The organism is Coralliovum pocilloporae (genome assembly GCF_030845175.1).
In the GTDB taxonomy this organism is placed as follows: Bacteria; Pseudomonadota; Alphaproteobacteria; order Rhizobiales; family Cohaesibacteraceae; genus Coralliovum; species Coralliovum pocilloporae.
In genome coordinates this window covers 2,096,311-2,120,832 of the sequence record NZ_CP132542.1, presented here as the reverse complement: position 1 = coordinate 2,120,832, position 24,522 = coordinate 2,096,311, and the positions used below count along the sequence as shown (strand labels likewise).

The window sequence follows — 24,522 nt, the reverse complement described above, 5'->3', positions numbered from 1 at the left end:
CCGCCATCCTATCGAAGGGCTGTTTCACCATGGTTGAGGCCGTGACTGTCCAACACATTTCCCACATCCACAGGTGCCAGAACATAATCATCGGAGATATCATTCAGAGCCACAATCCGCCCACCCTGTCTGGCGATAAAGGCCTCTGCATCCGCACGGGTTTTGAAGGGCACCGTTTCCGGTCCGCCCATACCGCCACGTGCTTTGCTGTCGATAACGAAAATCGCATCATCCAGCAGCATCCAGTTATCCGCACCCGGATCAGACCAGCTCTCAGCCTGCCCCATATCAGACAGATAGATGGCTGTGACCTCCTGGGTCTCTTCAGGCAGCCTCATGAATGCGATTGCATCACGGACCTGACTGAAAAAAACCGGGAAGGGATTGCCTTTCAGATGGATCTGCGCCTTCGGGCCTTCATGATCCAGAATGATCATCTGGCAATAATGTCCGACCGCTTCACGGGTCATGGACACTGCATCCGGAACAACAATCTGCTCTTCCTGGCAGGCGGTCAGCATGGACGCTGCCAGCGCTATTCCAAGGCATATTTTCTTTGAGGTTTCAAACATCATGGTTCAATCCTCCGGAACAGGGCGGCGGCACCGAGCAAACCGCCGATTGTCCAGGTAACAAGCGAGGCGACAGCCAGCCACAGGGGTAACGGGAATGTGGCACTGATGGCGTCAAGGCCCGTGGCCAGCTCGCCCGTCTCCACCATAGCCATGTTGAACAGGCGGAAACTGTCAGCCGGATTGGCCACCAGCATCCACGGGAACACGGTTTTGGTGAAAGTGCCGCCATTATCGGCCACAAGCCCGCCAAGCAGGCCTATGTCATAAAGCACCACAAACAACAGCCAGAAGCCGACCGAAAGCCCGGCTGCGGTTCCGGTCTGCCGGGTCGACGCGCTGATCAGCGCACCAAGCGCCAGAAAAGCCGCTCCAAGCATCACACTGGTCCAGATCAGGCGAAGCATGTGGTCAACCCCGTCCAGGGTACCGGACTTCAGGGCAATCAGACCACCCACAAGCCCATAGGCAAACAGGATGGCAACAGACAGAATGAGCAGGTGCCCAAGAAACTTTCCGATAATCAGTTCCCCACGCTTCAGCGGATAAGTGAGCAGCAGCAGAAGGGTGCCGCGCTCTGCCTCTCCGGACAGGCCGTCGAACGACAGCAGAAGAGCCAGAAGCGGTACCAGATAGACACTCAAGTTAGTCAGGCTGACCGTGGTTGCCAGAAGATGGGTCACATCCCGCGCACCCGCCGGTGCAGCACCGGCCAACCCGAGAACGAGCGCAAACAGGGTCAGAACGCTGATGGCCATGACGACCCAGAAATTGCGGCGACGCAAGGTCAATTCAGCCTGACAGATGGTGAGAATACGTCTGATCATGACATGCCCCCGCTCTTTGAGTCGTCAAGGCTGAAATGCCGGTAGATATCGTCAAGGTTAGGCAACCTGATATCCAGATCCTCGATCATATGCTGGTGCCTGGACAGATCGCCCAGTGTCCGCAGCTTGTTCTCCGACAGACAGGTCAGTTCAATGGACTGGCAGTTGACGCGTTCTCCGCCGATCTGCTCGTTCAGCGCATCCACGGTCCCTTCAACAGCCCGTACTCTGATCCGCACGGGCAGATTGGAGGCCCGGCGCAACTCCTGAATGGGCGAATCCGCCATCAGGCAACCGGCCCGCATAATTGCGACCCTGTCTGTCTGCGCTTCGATCTCGGTCAGGGCGTGAGAGGACAGTAGAACCGCTGTTCCCTCGCGCGCGATGGCTTCAATGATGGTGTAGAAGCCGCGTCGGGAGACAGGATCAAGGCCACTGGTGGGTTCATCCAGCAACAGGAGATCAGGCTGACCAATAAGAGCCTGGGCCAGGCCAAGGCGCTGACGCATACCTTTTGAATAAGTCCCGACCCGGCGGTCTGCTGCAGCGGCCAGATCAACCAGATCGAGAAGGTCATGGGCCTTGCGGACGTTCTCGCCCTTCAAACGTGCGAAGAGTGTCAGATATTCCCGAGCCGTCAAAGCTTTCTGGAAGCTGACATTCTCCGGCAGGAAAGCTGTGCGGCGACGGGCTTCGTCTGTGCCGGGGCTGAGACCGAACAGACTGATCGCGCCGGAGGTTACCGGGATCAGCCCGAGAATCATCTTCATCAGCGTTGTTTTGCCCGCACCATTGTGGCCGAGCAGAGCCACACGCTCTCCCTTGCCGACGGAGAGAGACAGGTCCGAGACCGCCACATGATTGTCAAAGCGTCGGGTCACATTGGAAAGAGAAAGAACAGGATCAGTCATGGGATGGTTCCTTTCTCAGTCCGGTCAGCTCCACCGGCCGCATCAGAGGGGACGGGTCATAGACGCCGCCGGGCAGCAGGGCCGGGAACCGGGACTGGGACCAGCGGATCAGTTGCATGGCCGGGCTGCCGAGCAGAAGCTTGGCGGAGGGCTGCGTCCACAGAAGCTGGTCCACCACATCATTGGGGCGATAGACATTGTCAGCGATGCCGTCGCTGTCGAGGTCGTAAGCCGGATGATCACTCCAGTAATTGCCCTCTCCGTCCCGGCTCCAGTCGAGCCAGCGTGAGCCCACATATTTCACCTGGGTACGATTGCGGATAAAGGCATTGCCGGACAGGGTGTTTCGCTCTGATCCGGCGGTAAAGTGTACGCCTGTCGGGCAGCCTTCAAAGCGATTGCCGATCAGATCATTGCGATTGGCATTGTAGAGAAACAGGCACTTGGTGCCGCCATTGCGGACGAGATTGCCCTTCACATCCGCATCATTGGCGTAGTTCAGCATGATGCCGTGATCACGGTCACCGATGGACTGGTTTCCCTCCACCTTGAGACGGCTCGAGAACATCAGGGCATAACCGATATGATTGCCAACCGAGACATTGCCTGTGACCACACCGTCATTGGTGTACATGTAGTGCACGGCAAAGCGCAGTTCGCTGAAATGATTGTTGCGGAAGATATTCTTGCGGCTGGTATTGGCGAAAATGCCATCCCGGCCAAAGCGGATAATATTGTCTTCGACCACCAGTCCCGGGGCGTTCCACACATAGACACCGTTGCCGCGATCGTTCAGGCGCAGATCCTGACGACCTTCGATCAGGTTGCGCGCAACAAGCGCCTTTCGAGCCCCGTGCACATCAACGCCGACCAGATTGTCGAGAATGCGATTGCCGAGAACCTTTGTATTTTTGGCTTTTTTCAGAAGTTTGATACCGGAATCCAGCGTATCCAGCCTGAGGCCGGAACCGGTGACAGTCAGGTTTCGGATGGTCACGTTTGCGGCCTCAACGGTGATGACGGTCCCCTTGTGCGGACCAATCACCCGGGCCTTATTGCTGCCGTCCAGTTCCAGAGGGCGATCAATGATAACCGCCCCCCGGTAATCTCCGGGCTGAAGCAGAAGATGGTCCCCTGCCTCAGCCTTGAGAATGGCAGACTGTAAAGTCCCCTGCCCGGGTTCAACAATCCGGTCAGCCGCCTGGGCCAGACCGCAGAAAGCAGCGGTCTGAACAGCAAGAGCAAACAGGATTCTGGGCAGGGAAACCATCAGTCTATCTCCGGTCAGGTCGCGCGAGGCTCAACAATCATGCGGCCACGCATTTCCATATGCAGGGCATGGCAGAACCACTGGCAGTAGAACCAGTGAACGCCCGGACGATCCGCGGTGAAGGTGACAGATGCCGTTGCCTGCGGGCCAACTTCCATAGCTACACCATGATTACCCAGGGTGAAGCCATGAGTTAGATCATCGATATCGTCCATATTCGTCACATAGACGGTCACTTCATCACCCTGTTTGACCGTGAACTGCTCAAGCGAGAAGCTCGGTGCAATCGAGGTCATGTAGACGCGGACCTTGTTGCCGTCACGAACCACATCGGCGCAGTCTTCAAGGTCAATGCCATCAGCCTTGGCCTGGGCGGCTGCATCAGCCCAGGTCGGATCGTTGCGATCCCAGATGTTCTTCGGGTTCACCTTGGACCGGTGGACCAGAATACAATCATGGGGCTCGGCGAAGGTTGGGCTGTCATGGACCACCTTGATCGGATCAGACGAGATATCGATCAACTGCTCGTTCTCGGGCTTCAGCGGGCCGGCATTCAGATAGCGGTCCTTGGAGAACTTGTTGAGCGAGATGAGCCACTTGCCATCGGCCTCGTTGGTTTCGCCCATGGACGTGTGGTTATGGCCCGGCTGATACTGCACATCCACTTTCTGGATGATCGGGTCCACATCCTTGCCCTGATATTGTTCAAGGGCCTTTTCCATGTTCCATTTGCACATCTGGCTGTCGAGGAACAGGGTCGTATAGCAGTTGCCGCGACCGTCAAATGCGGTGTGAAGCGGGCCAAGGCCAAGCTGAGGTTCAGCAACAACACAGGACCGCGGATCGGCATCTTTCTCGAACAGATCATCGATCAGGTTCACGTCAAGAACCGTTACCGTCGGTGACAGTTTACCGTTGATGACAACATGTTTGCCATCCGGGGCGGTGTTACAGCCATGCGGGCTGTTTGAGACCGGTACATAGCGGGTGTACTTGGAGCCCTTGCGGCCATCCAGAACCTTGACGCCATTGTACAGTTTGTAATCGCCGGCTTTGACGCCCTCTTCAATGCGCTGGATGTTGAAGATAACAGCCCAGTCCTGCTCACTTGAGGTCATTTCAGCAAGGGTCACGCCGCCTTCAGAATTGTAGCAGGTGGAGAAGGCATATTTGCCCTGATAGTCCGCATCACAGTTATCAAGGTTACCATCCACGATGACCTGCCAGGCCACTTCCATGGTGTCACCGTCGATAGCCGTGAAGATCGCCACGTACTTCTCCGGCTCATCAAGCACAGAACCATCATTGGGCAGCGGAATCCGGTGTTCGCCATTGGCAAACACATAGCCGGTGCGCGGATATTTCTGCGGCCGCAGACCATGAATATCGCTGGCATTGGGGATTTCAATCACCTTGTCGCACTTCATCACGTCACAGCGGATACGGGCAACGCGGGTGTTGGCCTTGTCGTTGACGAACAGATAACGACCGTCATAGGTGCCTTCTGTAAACGACATATGCGGGTGATGAAGGTCACCGTTGAAATAGTCACCGCCCTGCTTCGCCACGAATTCCTGCGTCTCGGGCAGCAGATCCTGCGTCAGGATTTTCTTACTCTCATTGGTCAGGCCCCAGCCGGTGGCTGAACAGCGGTTAAACACCGGAATACGCATGATTTCGCGCATGGACGGCACACCGATCATACGCACCTCACCAGCCTGACCGCTGGACCAGAAGCCATAATATTCATCCAGTTCACCCGGATGCAGCACGTGGTCTGCTTCAGCAGCCAGTGCCGGGCTCGACTGGGTCACTGCGATGGTCGCGCCGCCGGAAGCAGCAGCGGCACCCGCTACAATCGCCGTCTTGGCGGTTCCGCCCAAAAGAGCACGTCTGGAAAGCGTGGTGTTGTCATCTTTGATCGTCATGTCGATCTCCCTTGGTTTCGGAGCCCGTTGCCTTTGCGGCTCCATATCTGTCCGGCGTCATGCAACACTGGGGTCGCCGGATATTGGTTGATTACGGTCCCTGAACTTCTGCCGCTTGACGCGTGTCTTGATGCAGACCGGGCATTTCTGGTCATGCTGATAAAGAACCTGACAGTGCAGGCAGTTCAGGCATTCATTGGGGTTGATGTCGCCTTCTGGATGGATGGCCTGGACCATGCATTCCCTGGCGCAGCGCTGGCAGGGCGAGCCGCATTCCCGATAGCGTTTCAGCCAGTCGAACATGCGGATACGGGCCGGGATGGCGAGCGCTGCACCCAGCGGGCAGAGATAACGGCAATAGAACCGCTCAACGAACAGGCCGATGGCCAGCAGTCCGACCGCAAACAGCACATAAGGCCAGGCACGGTCGAACTTGAGAATGATCGCGGTCTTGAACGGTTCGATTTCTGCATAGTGTTCGGCCGATTCAATTGAATAGAGCGACAGACCGAACAGGCCGAGGAAGATCATGTATTTCACCGGCCACAGGCGTTCATGCAGAGCCCAGGGCACAGTCCATTGCGGGACACGGCAGATTTTCGCCAACCTGTTGGTCAGCTCCTGCAGGGCGCCAAACGGGCAGAGCCAGCCACAGAACGCCCCTCGGCCCCAGAAGATCAGCGCCGCCGCCACCGAGAACCACAGGATGAAAACCAGCGGATCCGTCAGGAACGTGTCCCAGGCGAAGCCGTTTACGAAGGCCCCCATAATGGCAAAGATGTTGACAATGGACAGCTGGGCATTGGCCATCCAGCCGAGCCAGACCAGAGTGACCGCCAGATAGGTCATCCGGATCCAGAGGAAGACGGTTTCATCAATGGTCGCCAGCTTCTGGAAGAAGAAGAGACCGGTCAGCACCGTCAGCATCAGACCAAGGATCAGCACGTCAGACCGGCGGTCCTGCCAGATCCGTTTCCACAGCAGCGCCCGACCATTATCCTCTTCAGCAGCCTGTGCCTGAACCGGTGGAGCAATAGTCTTGAGATAGTGCTGGGGAATGGAATAGCCCAGATCGAAGGTCAGGAAAGCTTTGTCGACCGGACCGGTTGCCCGCTGGGCCAGAAGTTGTAACCGCCAGGGTTTGGTCGGATCGAATTCACTCTCTGCCGGGATTCTGAAAATGTCGATTTCTGTGAATTCAGGCGCACCATCGGCTGCAATCACCCCAAGGCGACGCTGGTGCCTGTCCCGGAACCGGACACTCAGATCACCCTGGATCAGCTGGATACGGTCGAACAACCCGCCGCGCACATAGCCGGACCCTTTATAGGAATAGCGTCCGCGCGCCGCCAGAATAAGGGCATTTTCGCCCTCTTTCAGATCGGTGACCAGATTGCCGTATTCGGCCTCTCCCATCAGAGTCCGCCCGATGGTCGGCACATTGGCAAGAGCGCCATAGAGATCGATATAAGTATCTGTGCCGGGGCCTGGCTCCGGTCGTTTGGCAGCCTTCACATCACCGGACCGGGCAAAGGCATCGTTGATCTGTCCGATATCCAGCGACAGACGGCGAACCGAGCCATCTCCGGTCAATGTCATCCAGTCGCTGACTTCGCTTTTGTCAGGGTTGATGACTTGTTTCGGACCAGAGGCCGAATCTTCCGGTTTGAGATCGCCAAGACCCAATGCACGTGAGACCTTGAGGCCACCGCGGACAATGGAATCGTCAATCACCATGATAGTGACAGTCGCACCGGAGATGATATCCAGCTCGTGCGCACTGCCTTCAGCAACCGCTTCCGCCTTGAGGTCCAGCCCCTTGTAACGCTCCATCAGCGCCACGATGCGCTTTTCCGGAATACCGATGAGAACAATCGGCTCCCAGTGCTTGACCAGGTTTACGCCACGCACAACCGCGCCATCATCCACGGCAACGATCACATGGATCGGCTTGCCGGAATAACCGCCGGTTTCAACAAAGTCCGATGTCAGAAATGCCCAGGCCACGCGCTCTCCACCCTGGAGAACGGGTACGACCGGCAAATCAGCATGCAGCGACCCGAATGCATCAGCACCCGGAACGAGTTCTCCAGGCGTTACCTTGTCGAGATAACGCGTTAAAAGCACGTCCGCTTCTGCGTTGTCTGCCGGACCAAAGGCAGAGAATACAGCAGCAAAAAGACATAGGATAAGGGTTCGCAGCCAAGCAATTGGCCACGCCTTATGAACCAGGGGCATTGGTCGTCTCCTTACGGAATCGACCCTAGTCCTCCACAGTTGGTCCAGCCTTGACTTTGGTTAGGTAGGACAATCCCAAGTGAACGATCTTGCCCGCTTACAGAAGTGAAAGAACTGCAGTCACAATCACCAGCGTTCCGATCAATCCACTCAGAAGACCGAGCCATGCGGGTGCCAGATGAAGCTCAAGATAGTTCTTCAGGACCAGTCTGACCTTGATCCAGGTGACCACAACAATCAGGGTCATGGTCGCATAGGGACCGGACGCCTCGAGCCCGCCGATGGCTGTGATAAGGCTCAATGCCGTCATGACCATCAGTATAAGCCAGCTTATTGTCAGACGATGCAGTCCATTGGGTCTGCCGATCATTACGCTGCCCCCATCAGATAGATAACGGGGAAAATCAGCAGCCAGATGAGATCAACCATGTGCCAGAAAACCGTTGCGGTCTGCACGGTGTCCCGATCCCGGTAGACGGCCGCATAACCGAGGATTGCGAGACCAAAGACAACATGGGCAGCATGGAATCCGGTGATCATGAAATAGAGCGTTTGAAACACGTCGCTTTCAAGCCCGTATCCTGCCTGCCACTTGGCGCTGTACTCCATCCACTTCAGCACGACAAAACCGATACCGAGTGTTCCGGCCAGTCCGAGATGAAGACAGGTCTTCCGATGATTATCAGAACGAACGGCTTCAAGCGCGCATGCTGCAAAGTAGCCACTTGTGAGCAGAACCATCGTGTTGATGGCGGCAAGAGCGCTATCAAGACCGGCCCGCCCCCTGGCAAAAAGATCCGGATTGAGACTGCCCGCTATGACAAAAGCAATCAGGCCAATCCCGAAGACCGCAAGCTCGCTGGCGATCAGGATCCACATCATCAGATCACCGGGCAGACGGTCTGGCGACCAGTCATCATCAGGGGTGCGCGGGCCTGTCACCTCTTCCGACATTCTGGTCTCACGTGACAAGATGCCTGAAGATCATCGGCAGGCTGTCTGCCAGTTTTTCAGGTTTTGCCACAATCGCATATCCGTCCCGACCAAAAATCCGCGGCAGATAGGTTCTGGCCTTTGCGTCAATGGTAACCGCGAAAACCGTATGCCCCATCATCCGGGCTTCCGTCACGGCCTTGCGGGTATCTTCCACGCCATAGCGCCCTTCATAATGGTCGAGATCATTGGGCTTGCCGTCGGTGATCACCAGAAGCAGGCGCTTGCTGGCACCCCGTTTCTGCAGCTCGTCTGAGGCGAAACGGATGGCCGCGCCCATGCGGGTATAAAAGCCCGGCTTGAGAGCCGCGAGCCTGCTGACAACCCGGCTGTTCATTGTCTCGCCGAACTCCTTGCAGACATCCACAAAGACACGGTCCCGTTTCAGCGACGAAAAGGAATAGATCGCATGGTCATCACCGGTGTGATCGAGCCCATAGGCAAACGCTGTCACCGCGTTGCGGGCAATCTCGATAACCGGCTGTTCTTCCACAAGGCTTTCTGTTGAGCGGGATGTGTCAAACAGAGTGGCAACAGACAGGTCCCGGCTGGCATTGCGGATCTGGCGGAACACACGGTCGCTGGCCTCACCGGTGGCCTTGATATCAACCCAGGACCGAATGGCTGCATCCATGTCCAGGTCATCTCCGTCAAGCTGTCGCGGCAGGATGGTCCGGCGCGGCCTCAGAGCTTCAAACCGCTGACGCACATGCCTGATCTGCTTACGCATGTCCGCCGAAAGCGGCTGAAGGTCAGGCGCATCTTCACTCTCGGATCTGTTCACAAGAATGCGACAATAATCCTTCAGAAGACTGCCGGAGTGACAATCCCATTCGGGATAGAGCCGCTCGCCGGAGAGACGCTCCCTGTCGAGGTCCTCAGGAGCCATGTCGAGATCGAAGGAGAGACGGGTTGCCGGACGCTCCTTGATTTCTGCAAGACCCATCTCGTTGTGATCATCCGCCACCTTTTTGGCGCTGGCCTCATCATCATCTTCAACCTTGCGGTTGATATTCATGAACTCTGTCCAGGACAGGATGGTCTCGAACCGGTTGAGGATCAGGGAATCATTACGATCCGCCTGATCACTTTCCCGTCGCTGGGCCTTTTTCTTTTTGTCGTTGGACTGGTCACCACCAACCGGTGTCTCATCCGCCTCCTGTCGCTGCCTCGGAGCAGAGAACTTCTGCTCCCGGATATCCAGCCAGAACGGAACATAACGGAAGGGTCGATAACGGCGCGGTGCAGAAAACCTTGAAAAATCAGGCTTCTCGGCAACAATTTCGGCATAGAACAGAACCGCAGGCTCTGACAGGCCTGCAGGGTCATCCAGCAGAATACGAATGATAGACTCGACCGCTTGCTCTGTTTCCGGCAGCTTGCGTTTTGCACGCAAAGCCAGCAGCCCGGCCTTCAGACGATCCGCAATTGGCTTCATTGACGGGAATGTGGCTTCCATCAGCCAGTTCATCCGGAAGGCCCAGCACAGTGTTTCCAGATCGCGCCGCAAAGGATCGGTTTCAGTCAGACGGATTTCCGGCATGATGGCGGCTGTCACCGCCAGCCATTTATAGAGGTCCTCGTTGAGGCCTTCCTTCGGCAGGCAATCAAGTGTTTCAGGCAGACGCAGAGTGCTGCCATCAAAACTTGCCATTTCCACATGATCCGCTGCATGGCCCAGCCGCCGCAGCCAGGACAGTCTGTGTCGGGCGGTTTCGCGAGGAGCCGGAGCCAGCTCTACGGATGCGTCTCCACCAAGCCCGCGAAACAGAATGCCGAGACGGGTGGTCATATCATCCAGAGCAACAGCAGCATCCGGGAAGTGTGGTGTCTGATCCAGACGTGATGCGTAGCCATGCCAGAGATGGCCGACACTTTCTTCCGGTTCCCACGGTTTGATATGAAACTCACCCATAGCATTACTCCCGAATGCTGCGACCCTGAAGATTAGCCGATAGTGACGGAGACCAGGTCCTTGAGACCGGCCCTGGTATCCTCGTCGTCAGTCAGCGGTCCGATCATGGCAATATCAATTGCCCGGTCCATGGACATGCCGTCCGCTATCAGTCCGGCGCAATAGACGAGCAGACGGGTTGAGACGCCCTCTTCCAGGTCCTGCCCTTTCAGCTCACGATATTTCCTGGCCAGCAGCACCAGCGGCCTGACCCGATCATCTGAAAGACCGCTTTCGCGCGCGACAATCGCCACTTCCTGCTCCATGGCAGGGAAATCGAAATCCAGCGCCACAAACCGCTGGCGAGTAGAGGGCTTGAGGGTTTTGAGAATGTTCTGGTAGCCCGGGTTATAAGAGACGACCAGCATGAAATTGTCTGGCGCAACAAGCGTTTCTCCCGTGCGTTCAAGCGGCAGAACCCGGCGATCATCCGTCAGAGGATGCAGAACCACTGTCACATCCTTACGGGCTTCGACCACCTCATCCAGATAACAGATGCCGCCATTGCGGACAGCCTGTGTCAGCGGCCCGTCAGACCAGACCGTCTCGCCCCCTTTCAGAAGATAGCGGCCTGTCAGATCGGCTGCGGACAGGTCATCATGACAGGCAACCGTATAAAGCGGCAGCCCAAGCCTGGCAGCCATGTGGCTGACAAAGCGCGTCTTGCCGCACCCGGTCGGGCCTTTGAGCAATACCGGCAGTTTCCGGTCATAGGCCATCCCGAAAATGGAGCACTCGTCCGACTGCGGCTGATAGAAAGGCTGATCGGTGTTCTCCACACCATCAAGATGAGCAACTGATCCGGTCATCATGGTCTCCACGTTTGCTGTCATTTCCCATATGTCGGGAGGTGTGTCTCCCGGCATATGAGCAGGTCTGCAAGGGTCTGGAATGCATCACTACGTCAGTGTGGCTGTGTATGAAGCGGCAGATCCTCCGGTCCATTCCCTCAGGAATAATCCGTATGTATGGACCCTAGGGTCAAAACTCATTGCTGACGTCCATTCTGCGATAGTCATTTTTTCGCCCGGCGCGGCGGAGGTCCGCAGGAAACCTTCCGGTTTTCAAGGATCTCCAACAAAGCCGGACGGTAAAATGACCCCGCCCTTTGGGTTCATCAGGGAAGTCCAGCCTGACCACAAACAACAGCTTGAATAGGGTCCACCTGTCCTGCGCTTTTGTTTGCGACCATTCTGTACTTCCCTGATGAACAGAATGGGCGTCAGCAATGAGTCTTGACCCTAGGCAGCTTCACGGGAATCGCCTTTGACCAAAGTCAAGATCGGCAGAAACGGGCCATTTTTCACAGTTTTTTGAGATTCTGGAACGGTTCCAGTTTCAACCTTGATGAAAGTCAATGTGGAATCGTCCCTCACACAGTTTCATGAGGCCAACGCTGAAAAGCATCAACTGGAAAGGCCGGGACCATGAAACGTATTGGAACAGTTTCCCTGATTGGCGGCGGACCGGGTGATCCGGAACTTCTGACAGTCAAGGCCCTGCGCCGGATCGAGCAGGCGGAAGCCGTGGTCTATGACCGGCTGATCTCAAAGGATATTCTCGACCTTGTTCCGCCACGGACAGCGCTTTACCCCGTTGGTAAAACCCCGCGCAATCACCCCGTACCCCAGCATGAGATCAATCAGATGCTGGTGGACCTGGCCCGTTCAGGGCTGCGGGTGGTTCGTCTGAAGGGCGGCGACCCGTTCATATTCGGACGCGGCAGCGAGGAAGCGCTTGCTCTTGTGGAAGCCGAAGTGCCGTTCGAGATCGTACCAGGGATCACGGCCGCACAGGGCTGCGCCTCGCAACTGGGTGTCCCTCTCACCCATCGGGGACTGGCGACCGGCGTCCGGTATGTGACAGGGCACTGCCGGGAAGATAAACCCCTTGATCTGGACTGGAAAAGCCTGGCTGATCCCGACACCACTCTGGTTGTCTATATGGGGCTTTCTGCCATCGGGCAGATCAGTCACCAGCTCATCGCCCATGGCCTTGATTCAGAAACACCCGTTATGGCCGTATCTCGTGGCACCACGCCGGATGAATGCCATGTGACCGGAACCCTGGCGACCATCGCAGAACAGGCAAAGGCTGCCGCCTTGCCGTCTCCAACCCTGTTCATGATTGGCGAGGTCACCCGGCTCGGCAACATCCTGCATCCGGAGCGGTTGAAAGACTGCGCGGAGGTTGAGGCCTCCAGCCGCCGCCCGGCGCGGCTGGAGGTCGTTCATGGCTAGGATCTGGAGAGCTGTTCTGGCTGCCACTGGTCTGCTCTGCTCCTTCCCGGTCCTGGCGGATGATGTGGATGTGGAACACCTGCGTAACATGGTCATTCAGGACTGCGGGTCCTGTCATGGACTGACCCTTAAAGGCGGTCTCGGACGCCCGCTCCTGCCCCAGGCCATCACCCATCTGGATGAAGAAACCCTGCGGGACATCATTCTCGACGGGTTGCCGGAAACGGCCATGCCCCCATGGCGCGGTCTTCTGACCGAAGCGGATGCAGCGTGGATCGCCACCGCTCTGAAGAATGGAACAATCCGATGAAACAGCTTCTCTCTGCCCTTCTTCTCTCTACCGCGCTCCTGCTGCCCGCCCAGGCAAAGTCTGACGAGCTGCGCGGAACCGGGGATCTTGGCCTGATCATTGAGCGCGCTACCGGTGCCGCGCTGATTGTCGAGACCACCGATAATACAATTCTGAAACAGGTTCAGGGTCTTGGGGACGTCTCGCATGCCTCAGCGGTCTATTCCCGGGATGAGCGTTACGCCTATGTCTTCGGACGGGATGGCGGGCTAACCAAGATCGACATGCTGAAAGGCGTAATCGAAAAGCGGGTGGTCCAGGGTGGCAATTCGATTGGCGGTGCCATTTCTGATGACGGGACGCTGATTGCTGTGTCCAATTATGAGCCGGGCGGCGTCAAAGTATTTGACGCCGCCAGCCTGGAGCTCGTGGCCGATATTCCCGCAGCCTATGGAGATGATGACGACGTCCGCTCCAAAGTGATCGGCCTTGTGGACCTGCCCGGTCGCCGGTTTGCCTTCACGCTCTGGGATGCCGGGGAAACGTGGATAGCCGACTTCTCTGCGGAGGGCGCACCACAGATCTCCAAGCTCGACAATATTGGCGAGTATCCCTATGACGCGCTGGTGACCGGTGACGGGCGCCACTACATTGCCGGTCTGTTTGGCGAGGACGGCCTGACACATATCGACTTCTGGCAGACGCCTCTTCAGCCAAAACGGATTCTGGCCGGTTATGGGCGCGGCGAGCGCAAGTTGCCCGTCTACAAGATGCCACATCTTGAAGGCTGGGCCCATGCGGATGGCCTGTTTGCCCTGCCTGCTATCGGGCGGCACGAAATTTTGCTGATGGATGACCGGAGCTTTGAAGAAGTGGGGCGCGTCCCCGTGCATGGGCAGCCCGTCTTTGCCATGGCCCGACCGGATGGGCGGCAGATCTGGGTCAATTTCGCACCACCGCACAACGACACAATTCAGGTGATTGATGTGCCGAGCCGCAGCATCATCAAAACATTCAAACCAGGCCCGGCTGTGCTGCACATGGAGTTTGAACCGCGCGGTGCAGAAGTGTGGATGTCCGTCCGGGATGCGGGCGAGGTCCACGTCTATGACACCTCCACCTTCGAGAAGAAGCAGGTCCTGCCAGCTCAAAAGCCAAGCGGCATCTTCTTCACTGCCCGTGCTCACCGTCTGGGGCTCTGATCCATGGCAGAGCATCTCAACACGCATGAACTGGCCCTCCTGAACGACTGGCAGCACGGCTTTCCGCTGATATCACGCCCCTTCACCCATATCGCGGTGCGCCATGACCTGCCCGAGCAAGATGTCCTCAACACCTATATCCAGGCGGAAGCGGACGGCCTGCTGAGCCGGATCGGAACCATTCTGGCTCCCAACACAATCGGTGCCAGCACTCTGGCTGCCATGTCCGTGATGGACGGCTATCTGGAGCTGGTCGCGGAACTGGTCAACGAGGAGCCCGGCGTCAATCACAATTACGAACGGGAAAACACACTGAATCTCTGGTTCGTTGTCACGGGCGCCGATCGGGATGCAGTGGATGCAACGCTTCAACGGATTGAGCAGAAGACCGGCCTGCCGGTCTATGCCTTCCGGCTTCAGAGGGCGTATCACCTTGATCTCGGCTTTTCACTGACGGACAAGCGTTCGGCCCCCAAGGCTCCCCGTCCGGGACAAGCGAATCTCTCCTGCCTTCAGGCCGATGACCGCCCTCTTCTGCAACATCTCGAAAACGGCCTGCCGCTTGTAGCAGAACCGTTCCACCAGATTGCCGCGGAACTCGGGCGCGACGAAGAGGACATTCTGGCTCGCCTTCAGTGCTTGTCAGAGCATGGCATCATTCGCCGGTTTGGCACGGTTCTTCATCACCGTCGGTTCGGTTTCCGATCCAACGCCATGGCGGTCTGGGATATTGCAGATGACCGGATCAATGATGTTGCAGCACAGTTTGCCTGCCACCCGCAGGTTACACTCTGTTATGAGCGGAACCGCGTTAATGGCGTCTGGCCCTATAACCTTTATTGCATGGTCCATGCTGGCGCACGAGAAGACGCGCTGGCTGTGCTTGATGAGCTGGCAGAAGTCGCTGGTGATGCGCTCAATGGCCGGGATGTGCTGTTTTCACGACGCTGCTTCAAGCAGCGGGGCGCAACGCTGACACCGGTTTACCGGGAGGCGGCAGAATGAGACATCAGCAGGTGCTCCTTGATGATCTGGACCGCACGCTGGTGAACCGGCTGCAGGATGGCCTGCCTCTGGTGGCAGAGCCCTATGCCGCCGTGGCTGAAGAACTCGGCATCACTGAAACCCTGCTGCTGGAGCGCCTGGAACGCCTGGTGGACGAGCGGGCGCTGACCCGCTTCGGACCCATGTTCGATGTGGAGAAACTGGGTGGAGCATTCTGCCTCTGCGCCATGGCCCTGCCGGAAGATGCCTTCCAGTCAGTGGTTGAAATCGTCAACAGCTTTGACGAGGTGGCACACAATTACGAACGCGACCATCAACTGAATATGTGGTTTGTCCTCGCGACCGAAACCCGGAATCAGATCCAGTCTGTTGCAGACAGGATTGAAAGGAAGACCGGATATCCGGTTCTGCTGTTCCCCAAGGAGCGCGAGTTCTTTATCAGACTGAAGGTAGCCGTATGACCTCTCTCTCCGAACAGGACCGGAAACTGATTGCTGCCCTTCAGGCCGGGCTGCCGCGCTGCTCGCGTCCCTGGCAGGTGGTTGCAGACCAGACAGGCATGACTGAAAATGATGTCCTTGCCCGTGTTCGTTCGATGCAGGAGGAAGGCATCATCCGCCGGGTCGCGGCGGTTCCCAATCACTATGCCCTGGGCATGACAGCCAATGGCATGTCTGTCTGGGATATAGATGATGAGGCGGTCGACCGGTTGGGCGAAGTGATAGGCGCTCTGCCCTATGTGAGCCATTGCTACAGACGCCCGCGCCATATGCCGGACTGGCCCTATAACCTGTTTGCCATGGTCCATGGTGCGAATCGGGATGACGTGATGAAACAGGTCTCTCTGATCGCACAGGAACTGGGCGATGTTGTTCATCAGCATGACGTCTTGTTCTCAAAGAGCATTCTGAAGAAAACCGGATTCAGATTAACACAGGGCAATATTTGATGCTTTACGCTCCGCAACTCATTTGAACCTTACAAATTACTCGAAATTAAATTAGACCAAAGCCACCTTTTGAACATAAAAAACCTGTTCAAAAGATGTTCAACCTCTAATTAATACGACCTTTCTCATTCAAAAGTCGCCATACCTACAACTAATAACTACGTATAAGTTAATAGGCCGCAGAAGAAGGTATCATGTTAGGAAATACTTAAACGAATTACATAAATATTTCTATGGAGACAAATTCAGCCTACAGGATTTACAGATGCCTCTCAATTTACTTCGCAGTCTTGATACCGCGCGCCTTGGTGCACTTCATCGCTCCCAGGCAATTATTGAATTCAAGCCGGACGGGACTATTCTTGAGGCAAATGAAAACCTGCTCAAGACGATGGGCTACAGGCTGGACGAGATCAAAGGCAAGCATCACAGCATTTTCGTCCCCGATGACGTGCGCCAGACTGCAGATTATCAGGCCTTCTGGGGTCGCCTTGCACGCGGTGAATTCTTCAGTGGCGAATTCAAGCGGCAAAAGAAATCGGGTGAAGAACTCTGGCTGCATGGATCCTACAATCCAATCATGGGCGCAAACGGTTCTGTCTCACGCGTCATCAAACTCGCATCTGATATCACCGACCAAAAACTTGACCAGGCGAATTCTGCCGGGCAGCTTGACGCCATTCACAAGTCGCAGGCGGTGATCGAGTTTGACCTTGACGGAATAATCCAGACGGCCAATGCCAACTTCCTCGGTGCGGTTGGTTATTCTCTCGAAGAAATCCAGGGCAAGCATCACCGGATGTTCGTAGACCCTGAGGAATGCGAAAGCCCGTCATACAGGGAATTCTGGGCAAAGCTGGCCCGGGGTGAGTTCCAGGCGGCCGAATACAAACGTTTTGGCAAAGGCGGCAAGGAAATCTGGATTCAGGCATCCTATAATCCGATCTTCGACTGGAACGGTAAGCCGTTCAAGGTTGTCAAGTTCGCCAGCGACATCACAGCTCAGGTACAGGAACGGATACGCAAGGCAGAGACACAGCGCAAGATTGATGCTGATCTCGATACCATTTCCGATCTTGTTGCTCAGGCCAGCAATGGTGCAACGTCATCCGCAGCAGCGGCTGGCGAAACATCCAACACTGTGCAGGCTGTTGCATCCGGCGCTGAAGAACTTGCCGCGTCCGTGGAAGAAATCAACCGTCAGGTCTCAAAAGCGCTTGGTATTTCCAATGAAGCTGTGGACCAGGCTGAGAGAACCGGACAGATCATCTCCAGCCTCTCTACGGCTGCCAATCAGATCGGCGATGTGGTCAGCCTGATCTCCGATATTGCAGAAAAAACCAATCTACTGGCCCTCAACGCGACAATCGAGGCCGCGCGTGCTGGCGAAGCGGGCAAGGGCTTTGCGGTTGTCGCTACAGAAGTCAAAGAACTGGCCAGCCAGACCTCCAAGGCGACTGAGACCATCGGCAATCATACCGGAGATATCCAGACATCAACAGACAATGCCGTGTCTGCAATTGATGACATTGCCAAGATCATTCAGGACATCAACGAGATCTCGACCGGAATCTCAGCGGCCATTGAAGAACAGTCTGCGGTTACCCGGGATATCTCGGCCAATATGCAGTCTGCCTCGGATGGTGTCACTACGATTACAAACAACATGAATGACATTGCCACTGCGACTGAGACCATCATGTCCGGCACGGCAGACATCAAGCAGGCCTCACAAGGGCTCGTCTGACCGGCAGGATCTCCTGCTTCAACGGAATGCAGCAAACATCAAAGGCCACCTGTCAGGCGGCCTTTTGTCTCTCCATGTCTCAAGGGGTCACTGTGACAATCCCGACCATCCCGTCTGCCTCCCAATGAGGCCCGCACAGATAGGGATAGTCACCCGGCGGCATGTCGAACGGGATTTCAACAATCTCTTCCGGGAAAATCCGCTCTGATTCCGGCTGCCCGGCCTCTTTCAACCAGGTGCTGTGGCTGGTGCGCTTATCCACATTGACCCAGCGAACCAAAGTGCCCTGCGGCACCGAAACCCGCTCCGGGCAGAACGTGTATTTGTACATGAGGATAACTGTTGCATCCTCGTCCTCGCTCGGCTTGCCGAAAATCTTTTGATAGCGTTTCTCAGCCTTGGCGCAGATTTTTTCTATTTTTGCGGGGTCTTTCTTTTCCAGAAACCCTTCCACAAGATCAGACGCAGATGCCTGCGACATGCCCCAGGCCAGACCCGCCACCAAACCAAGTGCCGATAAGATGATTGCCCTGTTCATTGCAGTCTCCCTGTCTTCAGTTGGTTCAAGCAGAACCACCCGGCCAGGTGGTGCCTGGACCGGGCGGTAATTTTTCATGTCTTACTGACCCTGGACGTTGATCTCGGCTGACGGGTCGTCAAGACCAAGCGTGAATTCCAGAGACACATGGTGGAAACGGGCTGATGCATAGTCATCATGGATCGCAAACCCAACCACATATTGCTGGCCCGCTTCAAGGTCCACATCACCTGCTTCGCCGGTTTTCAGCGGTCGTTTCATGACCACGGTCCAGATATCACCGTCGAGCGTGCCCGCGGCTTCAAGAGCCACACCGTCGGCCATGATCCGGTCTTCCTGGATTGAACCGTTCTCCGCAGTTTCACCTGAGCGATAGCGGAGCAGATCCATAAACTGACCGGCAGCCCTGGCCTCATCGATCTCGGCCTTGTCACGCAGCTTGTCCCAGCCACCACGGATCTTGCCACGACGCCCCTTGACTTCAACCTTGGTCCGGGACTGGGCCAGATATTTCCGGATACCGTCAGAGACATCCACCCGATCACCAAAATCGACAGCCTTCAACTGATCGTCTTTCGGCGCGTGCGGCATGTAACGGGAGTCATGGTGACAGGTCACCCAACACCCGGCCTGTTCGGCATATTTGATATCTTTGCCGGCAATCATCACGGCAATCTTGGTCTCGTTGGCCGGATCAAGCTTGCCACCATCGATGAAGGGTACGGGCGCGTGAGCGCTTTGCTGCCACTGGAAGCGGAGATAGAGATTGTCCGCATCATGGGTGGCCTGGACCGTCATGTCCACATGGCCAGGCTTGCCGGGAATGGGCGTTTCTTCAGCCTTGGAGCCGGAGACAATCTTTGCCCCCATATCCTTGACTTCCTTGGCATGGCAGGTCGAGCAACGGTCACCAGCCTTGGTGAACGGACGTGCTCCGCCATGATCCTTGCCGGTCTGGACCCATTCAAACGAGGCCTGCCCGGGATAGAACAGCGTGATGTTCTTGCTATCCACACTATCCCAGTCCACAGGAGCCAGAGCGTCTGCACCACCGCTTGCACCTGCACCAGAGGAGGTATCGACGGTTCCGGCCAGCTCGGCGCGAACTTCCTCTTCACGCTTTGCAACAGCTGCAGCGATGCGAGCCTTGACGGCATCCTGGGCCGCTTTGGCATCGGCTTCGGCTTTCGCCGCAGCTTCCGCTTCAAGCGTCTCGATCTTCTTCAGGCTGGCCAGGAAGGTTTCGGGGATATCCCGGGCGAAGGCCATATCCGGTTTTTCAAGCTCTTCCAGCTCTTCTTCCGTCAGCAGATGGCGTGGACTGTTATGGGCAATGCCCTTATGGCAATCGATACAGGTCTGGCCGGTTTTAATGGCATTCAGATGCTGCTTCCGGGCGCGCGGGCGCTGATATTCCGGCGCCATGGATTCAAGCGTGTGACAGTTACGGCATTCACGGGAGTCGGTCGCCTTCATGGTCTTCCAGACCCGCTTTGCCAGTTCCAGCCGTTTGGCCTCGAACTTCTCCGGTGTGTCGATGGTTCCAACCACCTTGCCGTAGAGCTCACGCGAAGCCTGGACCTTGCGCACCATCTTGTGCACCCAGGGGTCCGGCACGTGACAGTCAGAGCAGGTGGCGCGCACGCCTGTACGGTTCTGATAGTGGATTGTGGTCTTGTACTCCTGATAGACGGTGTTTTCCATCTCATGGCAGGAAATACAGAATGGCAGGGTATTGGTGGCTTCCATGGCGGTGTTGAAACCACCCCAGAAGACAATCCCTGCGGAGAAGAAAATAAGAGCAGCAGATAGTGGTGTGCCGAACAGAATGACCTTTCGCCACCGCGCCCACCAACCTGGTTTTGCCTGATCGCCCATTGTGCCAGCACCTTGTATCCTGAGACAAAGACGGGAGGCGGATCAGATCCGCCTCCCCTGTTATTGCCAGACGTCCCTATGTCACGTGATGGACACGGTTGTAGACGTTGAACTTACCGGTCGGCGCGAAGAAGCCCTTGATGCGGGTTTTCTCTTCAAGAGTTTCCGCGTCAAACACAACAATCTCACCATTCGGCTCAAGGCTGGTGGAACGGTTCCAGATGGAGACCCAGACTTCCGTGCCATCGGCGTTGAATTCGGAGTGAACCACTGCGTAGCCTTCCTTGTCGGTCAGCTGCATGGTTTTCACGATTTCACCGGTTTCCTTGGAGATAACCTGGATAGACTGCTGAACTTCCGGCTCCGGATGCTTGGTCTGGTCAGCCCAGACATACTTGCTCTTCGGATGTGTCCGGATGAACAGGCCAGGACCGTCGGTTTCAACCGTGTAGCAGACCTTCCAGGCCTGATCCGGATGACCTGCAGGGTCGTTGCCCCAGACAGTGACCGTGCCTTCACCAAGGTGGGTCGTGCCGCCAACCGGTCCGCATTTCGGATCGATCCAGTTCGCGCCAGGGCCCGGATGCGGCAGTTTGCCAACATCAATGGTGGCTTCATGCTTGCGGGTCTTGGCATCCACAACAACCATCTGGTTGGAGGCGTTCGCCGCAATCTGGAAGTAACGACCGGTCGGGTCAAAGAACCCGTCATGCAGGAAGCGGGATGTATCCATCTGCTCGATACGAAGGTTATCGATATCGTTCAGATCCACCTGCCACATCTGGCCAAGCTCTTTCAGGGAAACGAGCATGGAATTCTCATCCGGCACTGTGTAAACAGCAGCCACACGGGATTCTTCCACATAATCACCGTTGACGTTCACACCACGTGTGGAAACCACTTTCTTCGGCTCCATGGATTCAGCATCAACGATCACGAAGTGTGGAGGCCAGTAAGCACCGCCGATGATGTACTTGCCATCATTGGAGACGGCCACGTCACGGGCGTCATAGGCGACCTGGACTTCGGCAACACGCATCTTGTCCGGTGTCTGCCAGAGATCGATTTTGGTCAGCTTGCCGTCACGACCCATCGTGTACCAGAAGCGGCCCGGATCCTTCGCAGCACCTTCCATTTCGGCATGCTCGGTGCCCTTGATCACGTGAACAGCATAACCCGTGTCAAGGTGGGCAATGATCTCGTGCTTGTCGCCGTCAACAATGGCCACCTTACCGGCGTCACGTTCGATGACGATGAAGAAGTTTTCCCAATTGCGGTCATGCAACGGCGCGGTTGGGTAATCCTTCTCTTCCACATAGATCTTGCGGCGCTCTTTCATCAGAGCCAGGGACATTTCAGGTGGCTTTGGTGCCTCCAGCTGGATGTAGGTGGCCATGTCCTTGATTTCCTGCTCGGTGAGCACGTCATCAAAGTTGTTCATACCGCCTTCGGTACCCAGCGTAATGATCCGCTCAAGGCGTTCCTGACCCAGCTTGCGGGTTTCCTCCGGCAGAAGACTCTTGCCGGTCGCGCCTTTTCTCAGAACACCATGACAGCCAGCACAGCGCTGGAAGTACAGTGTCTTGGAGCTTTCATAAGCTTCCTTTGACAGCTCTGGCACAGCAGCATCCTGCGCCATCACCCCTGTTGCGACGCCAGACAGCAGAAGTGCTGCGCCAGCGCTAATCAAACTTCTCTTCAATGTTTTGGACATTCTCGCGACTCCTATTTCCCAAGAAGTACAAGAACCGTAAGTCAGACAGGAAAGAGCTCCTTGTCCAAGATCAAGTCATTCTGACGAAACCGTGAAGATAAGACGATTCATCACAAGATCATTGCTGCAAAGAACAGGAATTCTGGTTTTTACGTAAGGGCAAATACGAATAATTATTGATTCAAGCACCATTGGAATCAGTTATGCCAAAGAAAAAGGGGCAGATCTCTCTGCCCCTTTCACGTTCAGTTTGTATTGTCAGGTCCTATTCTGCCGGCTGAGTATCCGCGACCGGGCGGGTCAGGATTTCCTTGCGTGGTACGAACATCGCGTAGATGAACAGAACCGCACCAAGAACCACAACCACACCGGAGCCAAGCCGCAGCCAGTAGAAGAAGGCCAGCTGATCCTGTACGTCCATATAGTTCTCACCAAGGACCCGCTGCAGATGTGTCTGAATGACACCGGCAAAGGTCAGGGTGAAGGTCATGAAGGACATACCACCGGCCATCATCCAGAAGCTGACCATGTTCAGCACCTGATTGTAGGGCTCACGCTGGCGCAGCAATGGCATGGCATAGCTGATGATGGCCAGGTTCAGGGCCACATAGGCACCGAAGAAAGCCAGGTGACCATGGGCTGCCGTGATCTGCGTGCCATGGGTCAGGTAGTTGACCGATGACAGAGTGTGCAGAAAGCCCCAGACGCCTGCGCCGAAGAAAGCCAGGGTTGAACAGCCTAGCGCCCAGAGAAGCGCAGCCTTGTTCGGGTGCTCCCGGCGGCCTTTCCAGACCATGACGAAGGTGAAGACCACCATGGCGAAGAATGGAGCCACTTCAAGGGTGGAGAAGATGGAACCGATCCACTGCCAGTAGCCCGGCGTGCCAATCCAGTAGTAATGGTGACCGGTACCCAGTACGCCCGAGAACAGGGCCAGGGCCACGATGGCATAGAGCCATTTGTCCACCACCTCGCGGTCAACACCCGTCAGTTTCAGCATCATGAAGGCGAGGATGGATGCCATCACAAGCTCCCAGACACCTTCCACCCAGAGATGGACCACATACCACCAGTACATCTTGTCCAACGCCAGGTTGGATGGATTGTAGAGCGCAAAGAGGAAGAACAGGGCAATACCCCAGAGACCAAGCAGCAGGACGTTTGTGATTGCCGTCTTGCGGCCCTTCAGCACGGTCATGGAGACGTTGTAGAGGAAGATAAGCGCCGCAACCACAATGCCGAGCTTGACCCAGAGCGGCTGCTCGAGGAATTCACGACCTTCATGAATGCGGAACAGATATCCGACCACGGCCCCGCCTGCACCGATCACCAGAATGATGAGCTGCAGATAGGCCAGTTTCGGTGAATGAAGCTCCCGTTCAGCCTCTTCCGGTATCAGGAAGTAGGCAGCCCCAAAGAAGCCCAGCAACAGCCAAACAACCAGCGAGTTAGTGTGAACCATGCGGATAATGTTGAAAGGCAGCAGTTCCGACAGGAAATTCGGAACCACATAGACATAGCCTGCGACCACGCCGAACAGAACCTGGGAAGCAAACAGGATCAGTGCCACTGCAAAATAGGCAAATGCCACTTTTTGACTTTGATATTTCATGGTGTGACTCCCTCCTTAACCCGCTTCATTGGGCGGCCAGCCCTGGGTGTCGATGCGGCTGACCCATTCAAAGAAATTGACCAGATCATCCAGCTCTTTTTCGCTGAGATTGAAGTTCGGCATCTGCCGACGGCCTTCAATGCCGGTTGGCTGTGCCTTCATCCAGGCCTTGAGGGCTTCCCGCGCGCCTTCGGCATCATCAGGGCCGCCATAACGGACCCAGACATTGCCCAGTTCAGGGGCGAAATAGGCGCCTTCACCCAGAATGGTGTGGCAGTTGATGCAGGCATGTTTTTCCCAAACATGCTTGCCGTTGGCGACGGACTCTGTCAGCCCGGCGCTGTCTGTCGAAGTATTGACCACATAGAGATGACTATGCACGGTCAATGCCAGAAAAATTGCAAAGAAGAAGAGAGATCCGCCATAAAAGATATTGCGGGCTCTCGACTTCGTCATCATGTCGCTCATAAAGCCCTCCAGTCGAGGATTGTTTCCCGACCCTGAGCCTAGCGATCACAGATGATTCACCCTTGACCAAAGTCAACGGCTTTGAATCACTATACTTTTCAATGAAATAGCAACGTCGGCCAATAAACGCTTCAGCAAGAAAATGAATTGATCTTTCAAGGAACTACGTTCTGCAGAAACGTCCACA

At 56.1% G+C, this 24,522-nt stretch carries 22 protein-coding genes; 7 read left to right on the top strand and 15 right to left on the bottom strand.

Annotation, left to right across the window (positions count from 1 at the left end):
- Positions 1-8: 8 nt before the first annotated feature.
- The 10 genes from RA157_RS09850 to RA157_RS09805 form a co-directional block, all read right to left on the bottom strand.
- A complete protein-coding gene (locus RA157_RS09850; RefSeq protein ID WP_350332950.1) occupies positions 9-575 on the bottom strand; it encodes a nitrous oxide reductase accessory protein NosL in 567 nt (188 codons plus the stop codon).
- Positions 572-1,399 carry an ABC transporter permease gene (locus tag RA157_RS09845; RefSeq protein ID WP_350332949.1) on the bottom strand — a complete coding sequence of 276 codons (828 nt, stop codon included), beginning with the start codon at positions 1,397-1,399 and terminating at the stop codon, positions 572-574. The genes RA157_RS09850 and RA157_RS09845 overlap by 4 nt, the downstream gene beginning before the upstream one ends.
- Positions 1,396-2,310, bottom strand: a complete 915-nt coding sequence (locus RA157_RS09840; RefSeq protein WP_350332948.1) for an ABC transporter ATP-binding protein — start codon at positions 2,308-2,310, stop codon at positions 1,396-1,398. Before RA157_RS09840 ends, RA157_RS09845 begins: the two co-directional genes overlap by 4 nt.
- Positions 2,303-3,580: a nitrous oxide reductase family maturation protein NosD gene (locus RA157_RS09835; protein ID WP_350332947.1), complete on the bottom strand. Its 1,278-nt coding sequence runs from the start codon at positions 3,578-3,580 to the stop codon at positions 2,303-2,305. The genes RA157_RS09840 and RA157_RS09835 overlap by 8 nt, the downstream gene beginning before the upstream one ends.
- A gap of 14 nt (positions 3,581-3,594) precedes the next feature.
- Complete coding sequence (nosZ, locus tag RA157_RS09830; RefSeq protein ID WP_350332946.1) at positions 3,595-5,508, bottom strand: TAT-dependent nitrous-oxide reductase; 1,914 nt, start codon at positions 5,506-5,508, stop codon at positions 3,595-3,597.
- Positions 5,509-5,565: 57 nt separating this feature from the next.
- Entirely contained in the window at positions 5,566-7,746 is a 2,181-nt protein-coding gene (locus RA157_RS09825) for a 4Fe-4S binding protein (RefSeq protein WP_350332945.1), read from the bottom strand.
- A 97-nt stretch (positions 7,747-7,843) separates the two neighbouring features.
- Entirely contained in the window at positions 7,844-8,116 is a 273-nt protein-coding gene (locus tag RA157_RS09820; RefSeq protein ID WP_350332944.1) for a hypothetical protein, read from the bottom strand.
- Positions 8,116-8,700 (bottom strand): cytochrome c oxidase subunit 3, encoded by a 585-nt coding sequence (locus tag RA157_RS09815; RefSeq protein ID WP_350332943.1) that lies wholly within the window; start codon positions 8,698-8,700, stop codon positions 8,116-8,118. Before RA157_RS09815 ends, RA157_RS09820 begins: the two co-directional genes overlap by 1 nt.
- A gap of 7 nt (positions 8,701-8,707) precedes the next feature.
- Complete coding sequence (locus tag RA157_RS09810) at positions 8,708-10,654, bottom strand: nitric oxide reductase activation protein NorD (RefSeq protein ID WP_350332942.1); 1,947 nt, start codon at positions 10,652-10,654, stop codon at positions 8,708-8,710.
- Positions 10,655-10,686: 32 nt separating this feature from the next.
- Positions 10,687-11,502: a CbbQ/NirQ/NorQ/GpvN family protein gene (locus tag RA157_RS09805; RefSeq protein WP_434058498.1), complete on the bottom strand. Its 816-nt coding sequence runs from the start codon at positions 11,500-11,502 to the stop codon at positions 10,687-10,689.
- Between the two features lie 618 nt (positions 11,503-12,120).
- Between RA157_RS09805 and cobA the strand changes: the two genes are divergently transcribed.
- The 7 genes from cobA (at position 12,121) to RA157_RS09770 (ending at position 18,125) form a co-directional block, all read left to right on the top strand.
- Positions 12,121-12,933, top strand: coding sequence for a uroporphyrinogen-III C-methyltransferase (gene cobA, locus RA157_RS09800; protein WP_350332940.1), 813 nt, complete (start codon positions 12,121-12,123; stop codon positions 12,931-12,933).
- Positions 12,926-13,243, top strand: a complete 318-nt coding sequence (locus tag RA157_RS09795; protein ID WP_350332939.1) for a c-type cytochrome — start codon at positions 12,926-12,928, stop codon at positions 13,241-13,243. The genes cobA and RA157_RS09795 overlap by 8 nt, the downstream gene beginning before the upstream one ends.
- Entirely contained in the window at positions 13,240-14,424 is a 1,185-nt protein-coding gene (locus tag RA157_RS09790; RefSeq protein ID WP_350332938.1) for a cytochrome D1 domain-containing protein, read from the top strand. Before RA157_RS09795 ends, RA157_RS09790 begins: the two co-directional genes overlap by 4 nt.
- Before the next feature lie 3 nt (positions 14,425-14,427).
- Positions 14,428-15,429, top strand: a complete 1,002-nt coding sequence (ahbB, locus tag RA157_RS09785) for a siroheme decarboxylase subunit beta (protein WP_350332937.1) — start codon at positions 14,428-14,430, stop codon at positions 15,427-15,429.
- Positions 15,426-15,890 carry an AsnC family transcriptional regulator gene (locus RA157_RS09780; RefSeq protein ID WP_350332936.1) on the top strand — a complete coding sequence of 155 codons (465 nt, stop codon included), beginning with the start codon at positions 15,426-15,428 and terminating at the stop codon, positions 15,888-15,890. The genes ahbB (RA157_RS09785) and RA157_RS09780 overlap by 4 nt, the downstream gene beginning before the upstream one ends.
- Complete coding sequence (gene ahbB, locus RA157_RS09775; RefSeq protein ID WP_350332935.1) at positions 15,887-16,378, top strand: siroheme decarboxylase subunit beta; 492 nt, start codon at positions 15,887-15,889, stop codon at positions 16,376-16,378. The genes RA157_RS09780 and ahbB (RA157_RS09775) overlap by 4 nt, the downstream gene beginning before the upstream one ends.
- Positions 16,379-16,643: 265 nt before the next feature.
- On the top strand, positions 16,644-18,125 hold the full coding sequence (locus RA157_RS09770; RefSeq protein ID WP_350332934.1) for a methyl-accepting chemotaxis protein: 1,482 nt from the start codon (positions 16,644-16,646) through the stop codon (positions 18,123-18,125).
- Positions 18,126-18,204: 79 nt separating this feature from the next.
- On the opposite strand, the gene RA157_RS09765 is transcribed toward RA157_RS09770, so the two are convergent.
- From RA157_RS09765 to RA157_RS09745, 5 genes are all read right to left on the bottom strand, one after another.
- Positions 18,205-18,741, bottom strand: a complete 537-nt coding sequence (locus tag RA157_RS09765) for a cupredoxin domain-containing protein (RefSeq protein WP_350332933.1) — start codon at positions 18,739-18,741, stop codon at positions 18,205-18,207.
- Positions 18,742-18,744: 3 nt separating this feature from the next.
- Entirely contained in the window at positions 18,745-20,541 is a 1,797-nt protein-coding gene (locus tag RA157_RS09760) for a NapC/NirT family cytochrome c (protein ID WP_350332932.1), read from the bottom strand.
- 76 nt (positions 20,542-20,617) lie between these two features.
- On the bottom strand, positions 20,618-22,255 hold the full coding sequence (locus tag RA157_RS09755; protein ID WP_350332931.1) for a cytochrome D1 domain-containing protein: 1,638 nt from the start codon (positions 22,253-22,255) through the stop codon (positions 20,618-20,620).
- Positions 22,256-22,520: 265 nt separating this feature from the next.
- Positions 22,521-23,867: a cbb3-type cytochrome c oxidase subunit I gene (locus RA157_RS09750; protein WP_350332930.1), complete on the bottom strand. Its 1,347-nt coding sequence runs from the start codon at positions 23,865-23,867 to the stop codon at positions 22,521-22,523.
- A gap of 15 nt (positions 23,868-23,882) precedes the next feature.
- Positions 23,883-24,335: a c-type cytochrome gene (locus tag RA157_RS09745; RefSeq protein ID WP_350332929.1), complete on the bottom strand. Its 453-nt coding sequence runs from the start codon at positions 24,333-24,335 to the stop codon at positions 23,883-23,885.
- Between the last annotated feature and the right edge of the window lie 187 nt (positions 24,336-24,522).